Genomic DNA, 14,841 nt, shown 5'->3' with positions numbered 1-14,841 from the left:
GGCGGCAAATATAGGCAGGGCAGGGGCTGATTGCAAGGCGCTCGCCACAGGGCCGGTCGCCATCGTATGAACTTTTGCTATGAAACGCCCGCTCGCCTGCTTCACCATTGCGCCTGACCGAACCATGAGGAGCATCGCGTCCATGAGCGCACTGATCGAAACCCGCGCCCTTGCGCGCCGGGATGAGCGTCGCCAGGTGGCCTTGCTCCAGCCCACTGACTTCAGCTTGCACCGCGGCGACCGCGTGTCGATCACTGGCGCGTCCGGTTCCGGCAAAAGCGTGTTCCTGCGGGCACTGGCGTTGCTGGACGCGCCCACATCGGGGCAGGTCCTGTGGAATAGCCGGCCGATCGCTGACACAGACATTCCCGAGTACCGCAGCCGCATCTGCTATCTGTCTCAACGCCCGGCGCTGATCGACGGCACGGTGCAAGACAATCTGCGTTTTCCCTTCAGCCTCAAGATCCTGCGTAAACGCCATTTCGAGCTGGCGAGCGTCACTGCGCTGCTGCAGCACGCCGGCAAGTCGCCCGACTTCCTGGCAAAAAACGCCAGCGACCTGTCGGGCGGCGAGTCTCAGGTAGTGGCGTTGATCCGCACGCTGCAGCTCAACCCCGACGTGCTGTTGCTGGACGAACCCACCGCCGCCCTCGACCCCGCGTCCTCGCACGATGTCGAAGCGCTGATCGACGCCTGGTTCGCCGATGATCCCACCCGCGCGTATGTCTGGGTGTCGCATGACCTGGAACAGGCCCAACGCATGAGTGACATCCACCTGCACATGCGCGCCGGTGTGCTGAGCGGAGCCACACCACCATGAACTATCAGAACCTGACCGCGCTGGACATGGCCATCGCCGCCTCGCTGATCCTGATCAACGGCGCGCTGTCGCTGGCGTTGCGCCTGGGTCTGGAGCGCCAGTTGCTGTGGGCCGCCGTGCGTACCGTGGTGCAACTGTTGGCGATCGGTTACCTGCTGGGCTGGGTGTTCGCGTTCGCCTATTGGTACGTGGTGCTGCCGCTGATGTGCGCGATGACCCTGATTGCCGGCCTGTCGGCGGCGGGGCGCGGGCGGCGCACTTACCGTGGGCAACGGATCGACAGCATCGTGTCAGTGTGGGGCAGTTCGTGGCTGGTCACGGCGGTGGGCTTGTTTGCGGTGATTCGTATCCACCCGTGGTACGAGCCGCAGTACGCGATCCCGATCCTCGGCATGATCCTCGGCAACACCTTGACCGGCGTGTCCCTGGGCATAGAGCGCATGACCCAGGAATTGACCTCGGGTCGCAACACCATCGAGATGATCCTGGCCCTCGGCGGCTCACGCTGGGAAGCGGCGCAGGAAGCGATCCGCCAGGCGGTGCGCGCCGGGATGATCCCGACGCTGAACCAGATGACCGTGGTCGGTATCGTCAGCCTGCCCGGCATGATGACCGGCCAGGTGCTGGCGGGGGAGAGCCCGGTGGACGCGGTGCGGTACCAGATCGTGATCATGTTTTTGATCGCCGCCTCGTCGGCGTTGGGCACGGTCGGCGCGGTGCTGCTCACCTACCGGCGCCTGTTTTCCAGGAGTCATCGGTTTTTGCGTGATCGGCTGCAAGAGCGCTGACGGCCAGGCGACGAACCGCCGATGATTGTTTCACCAGCTGAAATGCTCGATTGTAAATCCTGGTGATTCCATCGATTGAGGCAGCGGCGGAACATGCCTGGCGTCAAGACCCCCACTTTTTTGGAGCCTTTCATGTCCCAATCTGCGATCAAACTCTATGGTTTTCCCCTGTCCGGCCATTCCCATCGGGTCGAGCTGATGTTGTCGCTGTTGGGCCTGCCCAGTGAATTCATCTTGGTCGACCTCAAGCAAGGCGCGCACAAGGCCGCTGAATTCGTCGACACGATCAACCCGTTCGGCCAGGTGCCGGCGATCGATGACAACGGCACCGTACTCGCCGATTCCAACGCGATTCTGCTGTACCTGGCGAGCAAGTACGGCAACGGCCAATGGCTGCCGAGCGACCCGCTGGGCCAGGCGCGTGTGCAGCGCTGGCTCTCGGCCGCCGCCGGTCAGTTGCACGCCGGACCGGCGACCGCGCGGCTGGCGGTGGTGTTTGGCGCGGATGTCGATACCGTCACCGCCATCAGCCGCTCCCATGCCTTGCTGCAATTGCTTGAACAGCAACTGGGCCAAAGCCGCTTCCTGGCCAGTGAGCAGCCGAGCATTGCCGACATCGCCTTCTATACCTACGTGGCCCACGCGCCGGAAGGCAATGTGTCGCTGGCCGACTACCCTCAAGTGCGCGCGTGGCTGGCCAGTATCGAAGCGTTGCCGGGGTTTGTCGGCATGCCACGCACGGCGGTGGGCCTGCAAGCACAGTAACCTTCAAGAGGGACGCCGATGGACCGATTTCATGAAATGCAGGTGTTCCTCGCGGTGGCCGAGGAGGAGGGCTTCGCCGCCGCCGCGCGCCGCCTGAAAACTTCGCCGCCCAGCGTGACCCGGGCGATTGCTGCGATGGAACAGCGCATCGGCACCCAACTGCTGGCGCGCACCACCCGCAGCCTGCACCTGACCGAAGCCGGCCAGCGCTACCTGGAAGACTGTCGACGCATCCTCGCCGAGCTGGACGAAGCCGAGGAAGCGGCGGCGGGCAGTTATTCCATCCCCTGCGGCCAACTGAGCGTGACCGCCCCGGTGCTGTTTGGCGAGCTGTATGTGGCGCCGTTGCTGGGGGCGTATCTCGATCGTTTTCCCCTGGTGAACATCAACGCCTTGCTGGTCGACCGCGTGGTGAACATGACCGACGAAGGCGTCGACGTGGCCGTGCGCATCGGTCATCTGCAGGAGCCTTGGCAACAGGCGATCCAGGTCGGTGAAGTGCGGCGGGTGGTGTGCGCATCGCCCGGCTATCTCGATCAGCACGGGCGGCCGCAACGTCCCGAGCAGTTGCGTGAAGCCAAGATCGCCACGTCGTCGGCCAGCCAGTTGATCAGCGAGTGGCAATTCGTCGACGGCGACCGGCTGCTGACGGTGCCCATCGCGCCGCGCCTGGTGGTCACGGCAAACAACGCCGCGATCAACCTGGCGCGCATCGGCTGGGGCATGACGAGGGTGCTGTCCTATCAGGTGGCGGCGGCGGTGGCGGCCGGTGAGCTGGAGATTGTCCTCGACGCGTTCGAACCCGCGCCGCTGCCGATCCAGGTGGTGTTCCAGAAGGGCGTTCGCGTACCGGCGAAGGTGCAGACCTTCGTCGACTTCCTCACCCAGCGTTTCGCCCAGGACCGTGGCCTGAACCCGGCGCCGCAGCGGCCTAGCTGATGGAGCGCTATCGCGACATGCAGCTGTTTGCGGCGCTGGCCGGGCAACCGAGCCTGGCTGCGGCGGCGCGCAGTGCCCAGGTGTCGAGCGCGACGCTGGTGCGCGCGCTGGCGCGGTTGGAAGCACGCCTGCACGTGGCGTTGCTGCAGCGCAGTACGCGGGGAGTGCGCCTCACCGACGCAGGCAGCGCCTACCTGGCCGACTGCGTGCGCCTGCTGGCCGCGGTGGACGCCGCCGAAGCCTCGGCCAACGGCGCGCATGTGCAGGCCCAGGGCAATCTGCGGGTGTTCTTGCCGTTGCTGTTCAGCCGGTACGTGATGGCGCCGATCCTGGCCGGTTATATGGACCGCCACCCCGATGTGTACCTGACGGCCCGCTACCACGACTATTACCCCAACCTGCACGAAGAGGGGTTGGACGTGGCGATCCTGGTCGGCGCGTTGCCGAACTCGTCGCTGATCGCACGGCCGGTCGGCCAGGTGCGGCAGATCCTCTGCGCCAGCCCCGATTACCTCGCGGCCCACGGCAAACCCGCGCACCCGGACGATCTCAAACAACATCGCCTGATCGCCAGCGCCGATCAGGTCCACTGGGATTTCCCCCACGCCCACCTCAAGGCCCGTACACGCCTGCGCTGCGCCACGGTGCAAGGTGCGATCAATGCGGCTGTGCATGGCGCAGGGATCATCCGTTGCCTGAGCTACCCGATTCACGAGCACCTCATCAGCGGTCAGTTGCGCCGCGTCCTGCCCGCCCACGAGTTGGCGCCGTTGCCGGTCAACGTGGTCTACCGCGAAGGCCGCCATGCACCGATGCGCGTGCGCAGTTTTGTCGATCACTGCGTGGCGGCGCTGCGCGAGCATCCGGCGTTTCAGTTGGCGTAATGCTCGATTGCCGAACGTGGGTATTCTCTCGCTGCCTGGCGGGGCGCAGCATCTGGCTATCTGACACGAGGTGATTGCCATGCAACCGACCGAACACTCCCCCTGGCATGCCGGTGAACGGCAGATGCAAGCAAGCGCCGGTGCTGCCGAGCGCATGGACATGATTGGCGCCAAGGTGATCCGCGATCATCTGCCCGAGCAGCATCGAGGGTTTTATCCGCTGTTGCCGTACCTGATGCTCGGCGTGGTGGACGCGCACGGCATGCCCTGGGCGACGATGATCGAAGGCGCGCCGGGGTTTGCCCATTCGCCCGACCCGCACACCTTGCAGATCGACAGCCTGCCCGGTATCAGCGACCCGGCGCGGTCCGGCTTGCGTCCGGGGGCCGCCGTCGGCTTGCTCGGCATCGACCTCGACACGCGCCGCCGCAATCGCCTGAATGGGCGTGTCGGCGCGCTGGATCACGGGGGCTTTGCGGTCGATGTGGTCCAGTCCTTCGGCAACTGCCCCAAATACATCCAACTGCGACCTGTCGACGGGGTCGCCCGCAAACCCGGGCAGGTGGCCGAGCGCAGCAACCGCCTGGATGACGCCGCACACGCGATGATCCGCAACGCCGACACCTTCTTTGTCGCCAGCTACGTGGACATCGACGGCGAGCGCTCGGTGGACGTCTCCCATCGCGGCGGCAACCGCGGCTTCGTGCGCGTGGAAGGCAACGTGCTGACCATCCCCGACTTTGCCGGCAACCTGTTCTTCAACACCCTGGGCAACCTGCACGCCAACCCGGTGGCGGGGTTGTTGTTCATCGACTTTGCATCGGGGGACGTGATGCACCTGGCCGGGCGCACTTCACTGATCCTCAGCGGGGCCGAGGTGGCGCGGTTCGAGGGCGCGCAGCGGTTGTGGACGGTCACGGTGGAACAGGTGGTCCGCCGCCCGGCGGCGTTGGCGTTGAGGTGGCGGTTTGCGGAGTTTTCGCCGTACAGCCTGGCGATGGGGCGTTGGTAGGGCACTGGCTGTGCGGCCACCAATACCCTGCCCGAGCGCGCGTTGCCCGACGGTTAGGACTACCTCAAGCCGATCCACGTCATGGTCGACGACCCGCTGAATGCCGCGCAAAGTCGTAACCAGTTACGCGAAACCGGGGTGTTTCGCAGTGTCGAAACCGGCCAGGGCAAGGCAGGGGATTATTCGGTGTTGATCCGCTTCAATAGCCAGCGCGATTTGCCACCTTTCCCGGTAATTCTGCTGAGTACGGCGACGCTGTTTTTGCTGCCCTTGTCCCAGAGTATCGACACCACCACCGAGTTTTCCCTGCAACATAATGGAAAGCGCCGATGAGCGTCTCTATTCCGCCGCCCGAATCCCGGTTCGATCAGCAAAAAACGCGCAGACCTTTCCTCTAAGAACATATGGCGAATAGTTGAAGTTAGACCGTATGTCGGATTCTCTTATAAGTTTCTTTGAATGTGTTCTGCGTCCTACATGCTCTTCCTGGATTTAAATAAAAGTTATGTGTGCAGGTTGAGGCTTCGTAAGGTATTAATTCTGCGAGGGTTAAGTGTTCCTATTCAGCGTGGGTAGCGATTTTTTATCTTACATGGAGTTATTTGTTTTCTGATTTTTGTGAAAGAATTTTCCTAAAGTTATTGGTAAATTTTCCTACATTATGAGGTATGCAAAAATTGCATTTTTTTCCAGAAAAGCTAGATTGCTATCGTCACTTGTTTATAAGTGGGCAAAGATAGTGTCTGTGTGGACTCAGGAGAATTGAGATGAAAAGTGAAGAGTTTGGAGAGCTGTTTTTTAGTTTTGATAATGAGTACGGGTTCAATCCGTATGCAGGTAACGCCGGCGCATCAGGAAGCCAAGGTGGGTGCGGCGGAAGCGGTGGATGTGGTGGCGGCGGTGGATGCAACGGCGGTAGTGGTGGGTGTGGTCACAATTCAATAACCGAGCAACAACCGACGAGTGAGTAAATTTAACCGTCACCCACTTAACGAGGTTTTCCGGCGGAGGCTAGAAAACCTCTACAGGGGAATGCATGATGAATATAACCATACCTAACTATGAGATTTTGAATTTTGAAACGGAAAGCTTAATTATCTCTGATATGGGTGTTTCAAAGGTGCACTCGCAACCGCTGCTGAAAGCACTTCGGCAGCTTAAACTGTCGAGTGTTATGACCAAGGGCGATGTGGACGAGGTGCTTTCTGAAAATGGCCTGGAGGCAAACAGTGCGTTTGAATTTTTGAAGGGGATTATTCCTTTTGGCGCTGTTGAGGAATTATATTTTGAAAAGACAGTGGTTGTGCACTCTTTGGGAAGGAAAGGCTTTTTTGAGGATGTTTTTAGGCAGGAGTTTTCTGGGGTTTTAGAGTTCAAAGAGTTTTCAGACGACGTCGTTGAGTCCGTTAGAGGGGGCAGATGTTTTGTGGTGTTGATGTGTTATGGTTATGAGTATGATTCTATAAAGAAGCTGCATTTTGATTTGGCGAAAGCTTCGCCACAAAGTGCTATTAGCGTTTGCTGGCCGATGGGTGGTTTTTTTTGTATAGGACAGCCATATATTGCAGAAATAGGAAATCCTTGCCATTTTTGCACCGTTGACAGGCTGGTCAATAATGAGTCTGTTACGCATTCTAAAAATAGCTGGGCAAGCGTTCTGGCATTTTGTAAAGGAAAGCATGTCAGTGTGCCTTTCAAGGCATTAAGTCTTTATCAAGAATTGATTGTGATCGGTGCTATAGTCAGGAAAGTTAAGTTTTTTACTGATGTTGGCATGGTGCGCAAGTATCAGGATAATATTCTGTATGCGACATACCTCCAGTTAAGTGATGGTAGGATTTTCGAGGAGTCGAACTCGCACTGGTATATGTGTGATTGTTTGGGGGCGGAAATATGAAAAAAGTCCCGCATGATTATTATCTCAGGTTTATAGACGCGTCAGTCTATGAAGAGGTACTTGAATTTCATAGTAAGGGTAATTTTACTCTCCATAAGGCATTTCAACATCACACCAGCTTGCATTTTCTGGATGAGGGGCATCTTGCACAATTAACAGGGAACGAATTGGTTCTCTATCCTGACATGGATTTGACGGTTGAACTAAAGCTCTCCGATGAACACAGGAAAGGGCTGCTATGCCGAAATGAGTCTTGTGAGCGATTTGTGCCAGGAGAGTTAGAGTTTGCAGACGTCGAAAAGTTGGTTGGTCCATTGCTATCAATGAATACGGAATCTTACAAGGGGGGCTATCCAAGTGGTGGGGCGCTTTACCCAGCCGAAATTTTTCTTTGTTCTCTTTCTAATGAATGTAGTACTTGGCCGGGTGCGGGAAAGATTCTGCATTTACTCCCAAAATCCAGAAGGTTTGAGGTGATGCAGGTTGAGACGGATATTGAAAAACTCAAAGCCGCCATACTAACGCCGCCCAATGATATTGGCAGCCCCAGTTTGGCACTGATTTACGTCGCCTATATGCCGAAAAACTTGTTCAAGTATCGGTATCGCGGCTACCGAATGGCGCTGATGGAAATTGGCTCGATCTACATGCTGGTGGAACTCCAAGCTAAATCACTGGGGCTTGCATGCCGACTCTGGTCTGCGTATACAGATTCTATGCTTTGTAAGGTACTGGGGTTAAATCCAGCCCTGTTCTTTCCTATGTGTGTTCATTTTATAGGCAAGCAGCATGAAAGTTATTAATTTAATGCAGAAGCCAGACCTGCCTGGTTCATTGCTGTTTCAGCCTGCAGGATTGCTCGCGTTACCAAACTCTGTAGAAGTATCTGATGCGCTATCGGTGAATGGGTCCGGCGTGGGTTGAGGTTCGAATTCAATCAAAACTGCCTTAGGTGAATATTTTGAACGTCGTCATTTTTATAGAGAAGTTCTTTCGAGTAAGTATGGTTTTCTCAGTGACTCATTGACGGACACAGAAGTTGATAGCTTTGCCCGTGCCTTTATTCAGACGGCATCTAAAAAAGTTTCTATTCGAGAGGTTGAGGAACATAAGTTTACTTTAAGTAAGGTTGTGAGAGCTCTAGATTTCTCTACGTGCTTGATTCCCACAGTCTGTATTTCTCTTTCTTCATATGGTCTTGATGATGATAATTTTATTTACCCACTAAGAGATACCTGTGGGTGCAGTTTCCATTGGCGCCCAAATTTTGCTTTTTTAGGCGCCGTGAAGGAGTATCTTGAGCGGCAATTCCTTGTGAGGTTTTGGTTGACGAAAAAATGTCGCTCCATAGTGTCCACTGATCGAGCGTTAGAGCTATTGTCGCGCAAAAAAATCAGGCATTTATATCATGCTCTTATTTCTGCGGGTGAGATCTCGGCATTTGATATTTCTGATGCTAGATTTCCGGGTGTTTGCATATTGGTTGTGTATGGCCAAAGCAAGGCAAATCATCATGTGAATTATTGCGCAGGAATGTCCTATTCGGCGACGGTTAGTGATGCACTTGAAAAATCAATACTGGAGCTTTGGCAAACTTATCGATTTATGGATTTGTTTAAGTCTGTCGATTCTGATGAGAAACGAGTTGAGGACTATTATTTGCGATATTTTTTAGAATGTAATTTATATAAAACGTATCAGGAAATCATTGATGTTCAGGTTGTTGTTGACGGAGAAAGTTTGGTGTCATCTGTGGAATTTACGTTGTCCGGTTTTTTGTCTGCTTTAAATGATCAGGGTATTTTAGGTTATTTTTATGTAAGGCATTCGATGGTTAATGGTGTTGGCTGTATTTTTAGTAAATATGTTTCGCCTGATCTTTTTCTTCATATGAATAATTCACAGAATATAAATTTGAGCAATAAGTACTCCAAAAGATTTGCGGGCGCGATACTGCAGTCGCGCGTGGAGAAAATGGTACCGTTTCCCTGAGGTGAGTGATGAAGTACTACCCTTTGTATAAGTCGTTTTTATTGGCGGGACTATTTATTAAAGAACAGTTAAAGGAGCCCGTCGCGCTGTTTTGGATTGTTATATCTCCTGCGGTAACTTTCTATTTGATAAGCTATGCCAGGGTAGGTGGTGGCGAAGTGCCTAAAGGTTATCTAGATAGTACCTCGTGGTTTTATGCGTTCGTATCGTCGAGTGTTGCTCTGTTTGGCTTGGCTTTTTATATAGTGGGAAGAAGAGAGAGTGGTTTTCTAAGGTCTTTCGTATATGCCTGGCGTACAAAGGCCGTCTTTCTTGTTGGGCAATTTTTTGCCTATTCTGTTATGTCGATTGTCTATTGCTCAGCTTTTTATGTGTTTACGAGAAATTACTTTGGTGTGATGGAAGTGGCTGAGTTTCTTACTGTTCTTGTAAGGTTCTACATATGCTTTCTTCTGTTTTCCATTCCGTCGCTTCTGTTGACGTTGATTCCTATAGGCTTTCAAAATGCCAACACGCTGTTCTCTATATTGTCGTTCCTGATGTTGGCACTGGGAATTGTCGGTATGAACTCGTCTCACCCGCTATTTGAAGTGATTAGGTTTTTCAATCCGATGTGGTGGGCTAACCGGATTATGTTGATCGGTGTCGCTGAATGTTCACTCCTTGTTATAATGGTTTTTTGTTTTTTTATTCTTTCATTTTTGACAACTTTACGCTTTTTGCTCATTAACCCAGTTTGGAGTCGTTATTGATGAAGCGGCTTGTCGTAAAATCACTTGGTATCAAGTACGCGCGTCATGTCGTGTTTGAAAACGCGTCATTGACGATCCAGGCTGGATCGATCTCAGGCCTGTTAGGACCTAATGGTTCTGGTAAGACGACTTTTTTTGATGCGGTTTGTCGTCTGAAAAAAATAAACTCCGGTGAAATATCTAATTCGTTCTCAAGGCTGCTTTATCTATCGCAAATCATTGCTACGCCGCCGGTGCTGCGTATGTTTGATGTTTTTAAGATGATGATGCTATTTTGCTCCGATACAAAGGTCACACAAAAGCACGCGCTGGAAAAAATTGAGAAATGGAGCCCGGGGATAGCTGAGCGCTATTGTCAAATATGGAAGAAAAAATCATCCCTTTGCAGTTACGGAGAAAAACGATGGTTTTTTACATTATCCCTACTCTCCGTTAACGCAGATCTGGTGATACTGGATGAGCCCACCGCAGGTGTCGACCCTGAGTTTCGTTATCACATCTGGAAATGCCTGGAGGGGGCTGCCGCAGAAGGTGTCGCTGTTTTAGTTTCATCGCATAACGTCGATGAGATCGTTGCTCACTGCGATGACTTTTACATGCTGAGTCAGCAGCGTTTCAACCGCTTCACTGATGCGCAGGGTTTCATGAACGCTTATGGTGCATCCAGTTTGGATGAGGCATTTATTCATGCGGCGAGCCTGCCAAAAGGTTAAAGACAGGCGCTCGTTAAGCTCGGTTATTTCCTCATCGGGATAAACGCCACACTCCCCCCCGCACGCTGGTGAAACAGCCGCTCGCCATTGTCCGGCTGAGTGGTGATCACCTGATGATCCGTGCCCAGGTACGCGAGGGGCGCGGGATCGTCCTTGGAATACTGCACGATGATAATCGTGTGTTGTGGGTCGAAACGGCGGCCGCTGGTGTGTTCCAGCCAGGCCATGAACGCAGCGCTGTCGCCCTGGCGGGGGAAGTCCTGGGTTTCGGCGACGTAGTAGAACGGCTGGCCGCCGTTTTGCAGGTACATCGGCAGTTTATTGTCGACTTCCACCAGCACCATTTGCCATTGGTTCCACGGCGCGGTCTTCTCGGCTTGAGCTTGCACGTCCTCGACGAAACGCGTCACGCCGCCGTTGCCGTTGGTCCACGGGTACGCCACGCCGAGCACCAGCAGCATCAGTGCGGCGGCAATGCCAAAGCCTTTCTGCCAGCGCGGCCAACTGGCGGTTTTTTTTGCCAGCCGTTCGCTGAGCCACCACGCGCCCAACAACTGGGCGAACGGCACCAGTGGCAGCACGTAGTAACTGCGGCGGCTGCCGCTGGCGGTGAAGAACACGAATAGCAGCCCCAGGCCCCATACCAGCCAGCGCACGTTGGGCGGGGTCTGACGCCAATGTCGCACGACCAGCCACAGGCCGAGCAACCAGCACGGTGCCCAGGGCAGGGTGTAGGCGGGCAGGTAAATCAGATAGGTATAGATCGGCCCCATATGGTCGAAGGGGTCGAAGAAACGCACGACGTTTTCGCGGAATACCAGGGCCAGGCCGCTCTCGCCATAGGTCGGCGCGCCGTAGAGGTGCGATAGCACAAAGGGGATGGCATAGAACCCTGCGGCAATCAACAGCGCCAGCACCAGGCGCAGGTTGAGGTGACGTTTGTAGCGATGCTCGCTGAGCAGGTGCGGCAGCAGCACCAGGCCCGGCAGCACAAAACCGATCAAGCCCTTGAGCAGCGAGGTCGCGGCCAACAGCAGGAAAAACACCGTGTAGCGCCACAGTCGTGTGTCATCCGGCCCGCGCCAGTACCACCACACCGCCGCCAGCACGCCACACACGGTGAGCACATCCGCCGTGGCCACGCGCGCCCAGAACAGGAAATAGAACGTGGTGGCGAGCATCCAGCCGGCAATCAGCCCGGTGCCTTTGCGAAACAGGCGCTCGCCGATCAGGTACACCAGCCAGATGCTCAACCATGCGGAAATCACCGACGACAGACGCAGCGACCACGGCCCCAGCCCGCCCATCAGATTGGCGAAGCCGGTGATCAGCCAATAGGAGGGCAGGGGCTTGTCGTAATACGGCGTGCCTTTGAGGTAGGGGTCGAAGTAGTCACCGCTTTGCAGCATCTGCACGGCGATGTTCGCCCAGCGGGTTTCCGGGCCCCAGAGGTCGCGACTGCCCAGGCCGAGCAGCAGGAGCAGGGCGGAAACGCCCAGCAATAGCAGCAAGGCGCCACGTTCGGTTTTCCAGACAGTCATGGACGGTTCCTAAGGGGATGTTGGATAGAGGGTGAGCACCAGGTCGCCCTTGCGATAGCGCTTGCCGCCGGGTGGCAGTTGCCCTTCTTCAAGGTGTTCGCTGGTGCTCCTGACGCGCATCAGCACCCCGACCGAGCCCTGTTGGCGGGCCTCGGCCAGCCACGACTGGACATCGTCCAGCCCGACTTTGCGGTGTGCCGCGTCTGGGTATTGCAGGCCGTATTGCAGCTCGCCTTCGGTGTTATAAAACGCGACATCCGGCCGGCTCAGGCGCCAAGCCAGTGCCGAGGCCGAGCCTAATTCGTTGCTCAGCAGGGCGTGGGTTTGCTGCAGTTCTTCCAGATGCTCCAGCACAAACTGGTCAGGCATTTCGTTATTCGATATCCGCGCCGGCATGCCTGCTGGCAGGAGCAGCACCAGCAAGCCGATGCCCAGGGCTGGCGTCGCCCAGAGTGTCAGCGGGCGAAAGGCTTGCAGCAGGTTGGTCAGGACCCAGCCCAGCAGCACAATGAAGGTCAACGACAGGCTGAACATCTCCGCGTGGCTGTTGCCGTATAGCGGATCATCGATTTGCAGATAGATCAGCGTCACCATCGCGGCCATGCCGACCACAAAGTTGAGCAGGCCGTTGATGCAGATGGCGCGTGTTTTGCCCTGGCTTATCAAGTCGATCAAGGCATGCCCCATCAACAACGCCAGCGGTAACAGGCACGGCATGATGTAGGTCGGTAGCTTACCGTTGCTCAGGCTGAAAAAGCCCAGCGGCAGTAGCATCCACAGGGCGAGAAAGGCTATCGCCGGTTGGCGCTTTTCTTTCCAGGTTTTGTGCAGCGTGGTCGGTAGCAGCGCCGCCCAGGGCAGGCACGCGACGACCATGATCGGCAGGAAGAACCACCATGGCCGTGCATGTTGCGCGGTGCCGGAGGCAAAACGGTGGATGTGTTCATGCCAGAAAAAGAAACGCCAGTAGTCGGGCTCCTGCACATGGATCGCCCACACCCACGGCAGACATATCAGGACTGCCACGACGATCGCCAGCGGGCCATATCGCAGCAACTCGCCCAGGCGGCGTTGCCAGAGCATATAGGGCACGGCGATCAGCACCGGCAGCAGCAACGCGAGGAAGCCCTTGGTCATGAAGCCCATCGCGCAGGCCAGCCCCAGCACTGCCCAGGCGCCGAGTCGGGCGCGCGGGGTGCGGCTATCGAGGGCAAACCACAGCGCCACCAGGCTGAGGTTGACCCAGAAGGTGAATTGCGGGTCGAGATTGGAGTAGCCGGCTTGCCCCGCCACCAGGCCAAAGCTCAAGTAGAGCAAGGCGCAGGCGAAGCTTTTGCGCGGGTCGTTCCACAGGCGCCGGGCGATCAGGTAGGCCAGCAGCACGCTCAGGCCGCTGGTCAACGCCGAGGCGATGCGCACGCCGAACAGGTTCTGGCCGAACACCGCCTGGCCGAGGGCAATCAGCCAATAGCCGGCGGCGGGCTTTTCAAAATAACGCACGCCCATGAAATGCGGTGCGGCCCAATTGCCGCTCATGAGCATTTCCTGGCTGACCTGGGCGTAGCGGGTCTCGTCGGGTATCCATAGACCATGCAGACTCAGGGGCAGGAGATAAAATGCGACAAAGGCCAGCAGCAATAAAGGCAGGGGTTTGAATCGGGTCATGCGAACGTCGCTCCTTGACGTTTAAGTGCAGGAAAAGGATGTAAGAAAATAGTGCGATAAAAGCTCACAGTGTTCACTAATTGGCTGAAAGTATTCATGACGTCCTTAACTAACAGGCGCAGTTAAACATGCCAGAAGTTGGCTGTCGTTTGGCTGAACATCTGCGTCTTGTATAGGTGAAAAGTGTCTACAGTTGCTTGAGCGCCGCCGGCCAATCTCCACTGTTTATGATGCCCACGGCCTTGAGCTTGCCGCTGCCCAGCACCTCGACGAACAACGCGCTGCCGTATTCGGTGGCTTTTGCGTGGGGGTAGCCTAGGGCCCGTTCGATGTCACTGATGCAGGCGCTGTGAGTGAGCAGCACCAGGTTGTGTCCAGGCGCCTTTTGGCTGAGGATTTCTTCACCCATGGCATCACCGCAAATTGCCAGTTGGCTTGGCAATAGTTCGGTCTTGCCGAACATGAACAGCGAGGTCTGGGCGGTGCGTGTGGTCGGGCTACTGAGTACATCGCTGTTCTCCATGCCCAGCGTTTTAAAGGCTTTGCCTATGTCGACGGCCTGTTGAGTACCGTTGATCGTCAGGCCGTCAGTGGGGCCGAAGCAAGGATTGGAGGAACGGTCGCAGCGTTCTTCATGGCGGACCAGCACCACCAGATTGCCGTCGCGCCAACTGGCCAGCAGGCCCGACGTCAGCAGGCGATTGCCCGAGCCCAGGTCCGGTGGCGACACCGGCCAGGCCAGCAAACCTGTCAGCAACGTGCCGAACAGGGCGAGCGCAGCCATGCCCAGCCAGAGTTTCTTCAGGCGTTTTGCTTGAGCTTGATACGAACGCGGTTTGGTCAAGGTCAGGTTAACCACACTATTCACCGTGGGATGTCAGGCAGCTTTTTATTAGTCAGGCACAACCGTTTGACTGTGCCCGTAGTGGAGCAAGAGCCTGTCATACGGTTGCTGTCTTTTTGCTGAAAACTGGAGCGTTAAAAGTTATGTGTGCCGACAACTAATAAGTTGAGCGTTATTGGCGCTTGTTCGGCACTTTATTCGGTGATCGGTAGGTAACCGGTGAAATGCT

16 protein-coding genes are annotated in these 14,841 nt (G+C 56.1%); 13 read left to right on the top strand and 3 right to left on the bottom strand.

The window, feature by feature from the left end:
- Positions 1-142: 142 nt before the first annotated feature.
- From J2Y83_RS17615 to J2Y83_RS17560, 13 genes are all read left to right on the top strand, one after another.
- Positions 143-820 (top strand): ABC transporter ATP-binding protein, encoded by a 678-nt coding sequence (locus tag J2Y83_RS17615; protein WP_253397132.1) that lies wholly within the window; start codon positions 143-145, stop codon positions 818-820.
- Positions 817-1,608: an ABC transporter permease gene (locus J2Y83_RS17610; RefSeq protein WP_253397130.1), complete on the top strand. Its 792-nt coding sequence runs from the start codon at positions 817-819 to the stop codon at positions 1,606-1,608. Before J2Y83_RS17615 ends, J2Y83_RS17610 begins: the two co-directional genes overlap by 4 nt.
- 132 nt (positions 1,609-1,740) lie before the next feature.
- Complete coding sequence (locus J2Y83_RS17605; protein ID WP_253397128.1) at positions 1,741-2,373, top strand: glutathione S-transferase family protein; 633 nt, start codon at positions 1,741-1,743, stop codon at positions 2,371-2,373.
- 18 nt (positions 2,374-2,391) lie between these two features.
- Complete coding sequence (locus J2Y83_RS17600; RefSeq protein WP_253397126.1) at positions 2,392-3,312, top strand: LysR family transcriptional regulator; 921 nt, start codon at positions 2,392-2,394, stop codon at positions 3,310-3,312.
- Positions 3,312-4,196, top strand: a complete 885-nt coding sequence (locus J2Y83_RS17595) for a LysR family transcriptional regulator (protein WP_253397124.1) — start codon at positions 3,312-3,314, stop codon at positions 4,194-4,196. The genes J2Y83_RS17600 and J2Y83_RS17595 overlap by 1 nt, the downstream gene beginning before the upstream one ends.
- A 79-nt stretch (positions 4,197-4,275) precedes the next feature.
- On the top strand, positions 4,276-5,208 hold the full coding sequence (locus J2Y83_RS17590) for a pyridoxamine 5'-phosphate oxidase family protein (protein WP_253397122.1): 933 nt from the start codon (positions 4,276-4,278) through the stop codon (positions 5,206-5,208).
- Between the two features lie 81 nt (positions 5,209-5,289).
- The gene (locus J2Y83_RS17585; RefSeq protein ID WP_253397120.1) at positions 5,290-5,541 is read left to right on the top strand and encodes a hypothetical protein; all 252 of its coding nucleotides are present in this window, start codon (positions 5,290-5,292) and stop codon (positions 5,539-5,541) included.
- A 477-nt stretch (positions 5,542-6,018) separates the two neighbouring features.
- Positions 6,019-6,153 (top strand): hypothetical protein, encoded by a 135-nt coding sequence (locus J2Y83_RS29615; protein WP_301295024.1) that lies wholly within the window; start codon positions 6,019-6,021, stop codon positions 6,151-6,153.
- 91 nt (positions 6,154-6,244) lie between these two features.
- Positions 6,245-7,105 (top strand): McbB family protein, encoded by an 861-nt coding sequence (locus J2Y83_RS17580; protein ID WP_253397118.1) that lies wholly within the window; start codon positions 6,245-6,247, stop codon positions 7,103-7,105.
- The gene (locus J2Y83_RS17575; RefSeq protein WP_253397116.1) at positions 7,102-7,908 is read left to right on the top strand and encodes a SagB/ThcOx family dehydrogenase; all 807 of its coding nucleotides are present in this window, start codon (positions 7,102-7,104) and stop codon (positions 7,906-7,908) included. The genes J2Y83_RS17580 and J2Y83_RS17575 overlap by 4 nt, the downstream gene beginning before the upstream one ends.
- A gap of 133 nt (positions 7,909-8,041) precedes the next feature.
- Positions 8,042-9,097 (top strand): YcaO-like family protein, encoded by a 1,056-nt coding sequence (locus J2Y83_RS17570; protein WP_253400410.1) that lies wholly within the window; start codon positions 8,042-8,044, stop codon positions 9,095-9,097.
- 8 nt (positions 9,098-9,105) lie between these two features.
- Positions 9,106-9,849, top strand: coding sequence for an ABC transporter permease (locus tag J2Y83_RS17565; protein ID WP_253397114.1), 744 nt, complete (start codon positions 9,106-9,108; stop codon positions 9,847-9,849).
- Positions 9,849-10,562 (top strand): AAA family ATPase, encoded by a 714-nt coding sequence (locus tag J2Y83_RS17560; RefSeq protein ID WP_253397112.1) that lies wholly within the window; start codon positions 9,849-9,851, stop codon positions 10,560-10,562. The genes J2Y83_RS17565 and J2Y83_RS17560 overlap by 1 nt, the downstream gene beginning before the upstream one ends.
- Positions 10,563-10,585: 23 nt before the next feature.
- Here the strand turns inward: J2Y83_RS17560 and J2Y83_RS17555 are convergent, their stop codons facing one another.
- From J2Y83_RS17555 to J2Y83_RS17545, 3 genes are all read right to left on the bottom strand, one after another.
- Positions 10,586-12,103 (bottom strand): ArnT family glycosyltransferase, encoded by a 1,518-nt coding sequence (locus J2Y83_RS17555; protein WP_253397110.1) that lies wholly within the window; start codon positions 12,101-12,103, stop codon positions 10,586-10,588.
- Positions 12,104-12,112: 9 nt separating this feature from the next.
- On the bottom strand, positions 12,113-13,768 hold the full coding sequence (gene arnT / locus J2Y83_RS17550) for a lipid IV(A) 4-amino-4-deoxy-L-arabinosyltransferase (RefSeq protein WP_253397109.1): 1,656 nt from the start codon (positions 13,766-13,768) through the stop codon (positions 12,113-12,115).
- A gap of 187 nt (positions 13,769-13,955) precedes the next feature.
- On the bottom strand, positions 13,956-14,636 hold the full coding sequence (locus J2Y83_RS17545) for a histidine phosphatase family protein (RefSeq protein WP_253397107.1): 681 nt from the start codon (positions 14,634-14,636) through the stop codon (positions 13,956-13,958).
- Positions 14,637-14,841 lie beyond the last annotated feature (205 nt).

Source organism: Pseudomonas marginalis (assembly GCF_024169655.1).
GTDB classification, from domain to species: Bacteria; Pseudomonadota; Gammaproteobacteria; order Pseudomonadales; family Pseudomonadaceae; genus Aquipseudomonas; species Aquipseudomonas paraveronii.
This window is presented reverse-complemented; position numbering and strand designations above follow the sequence as displayed.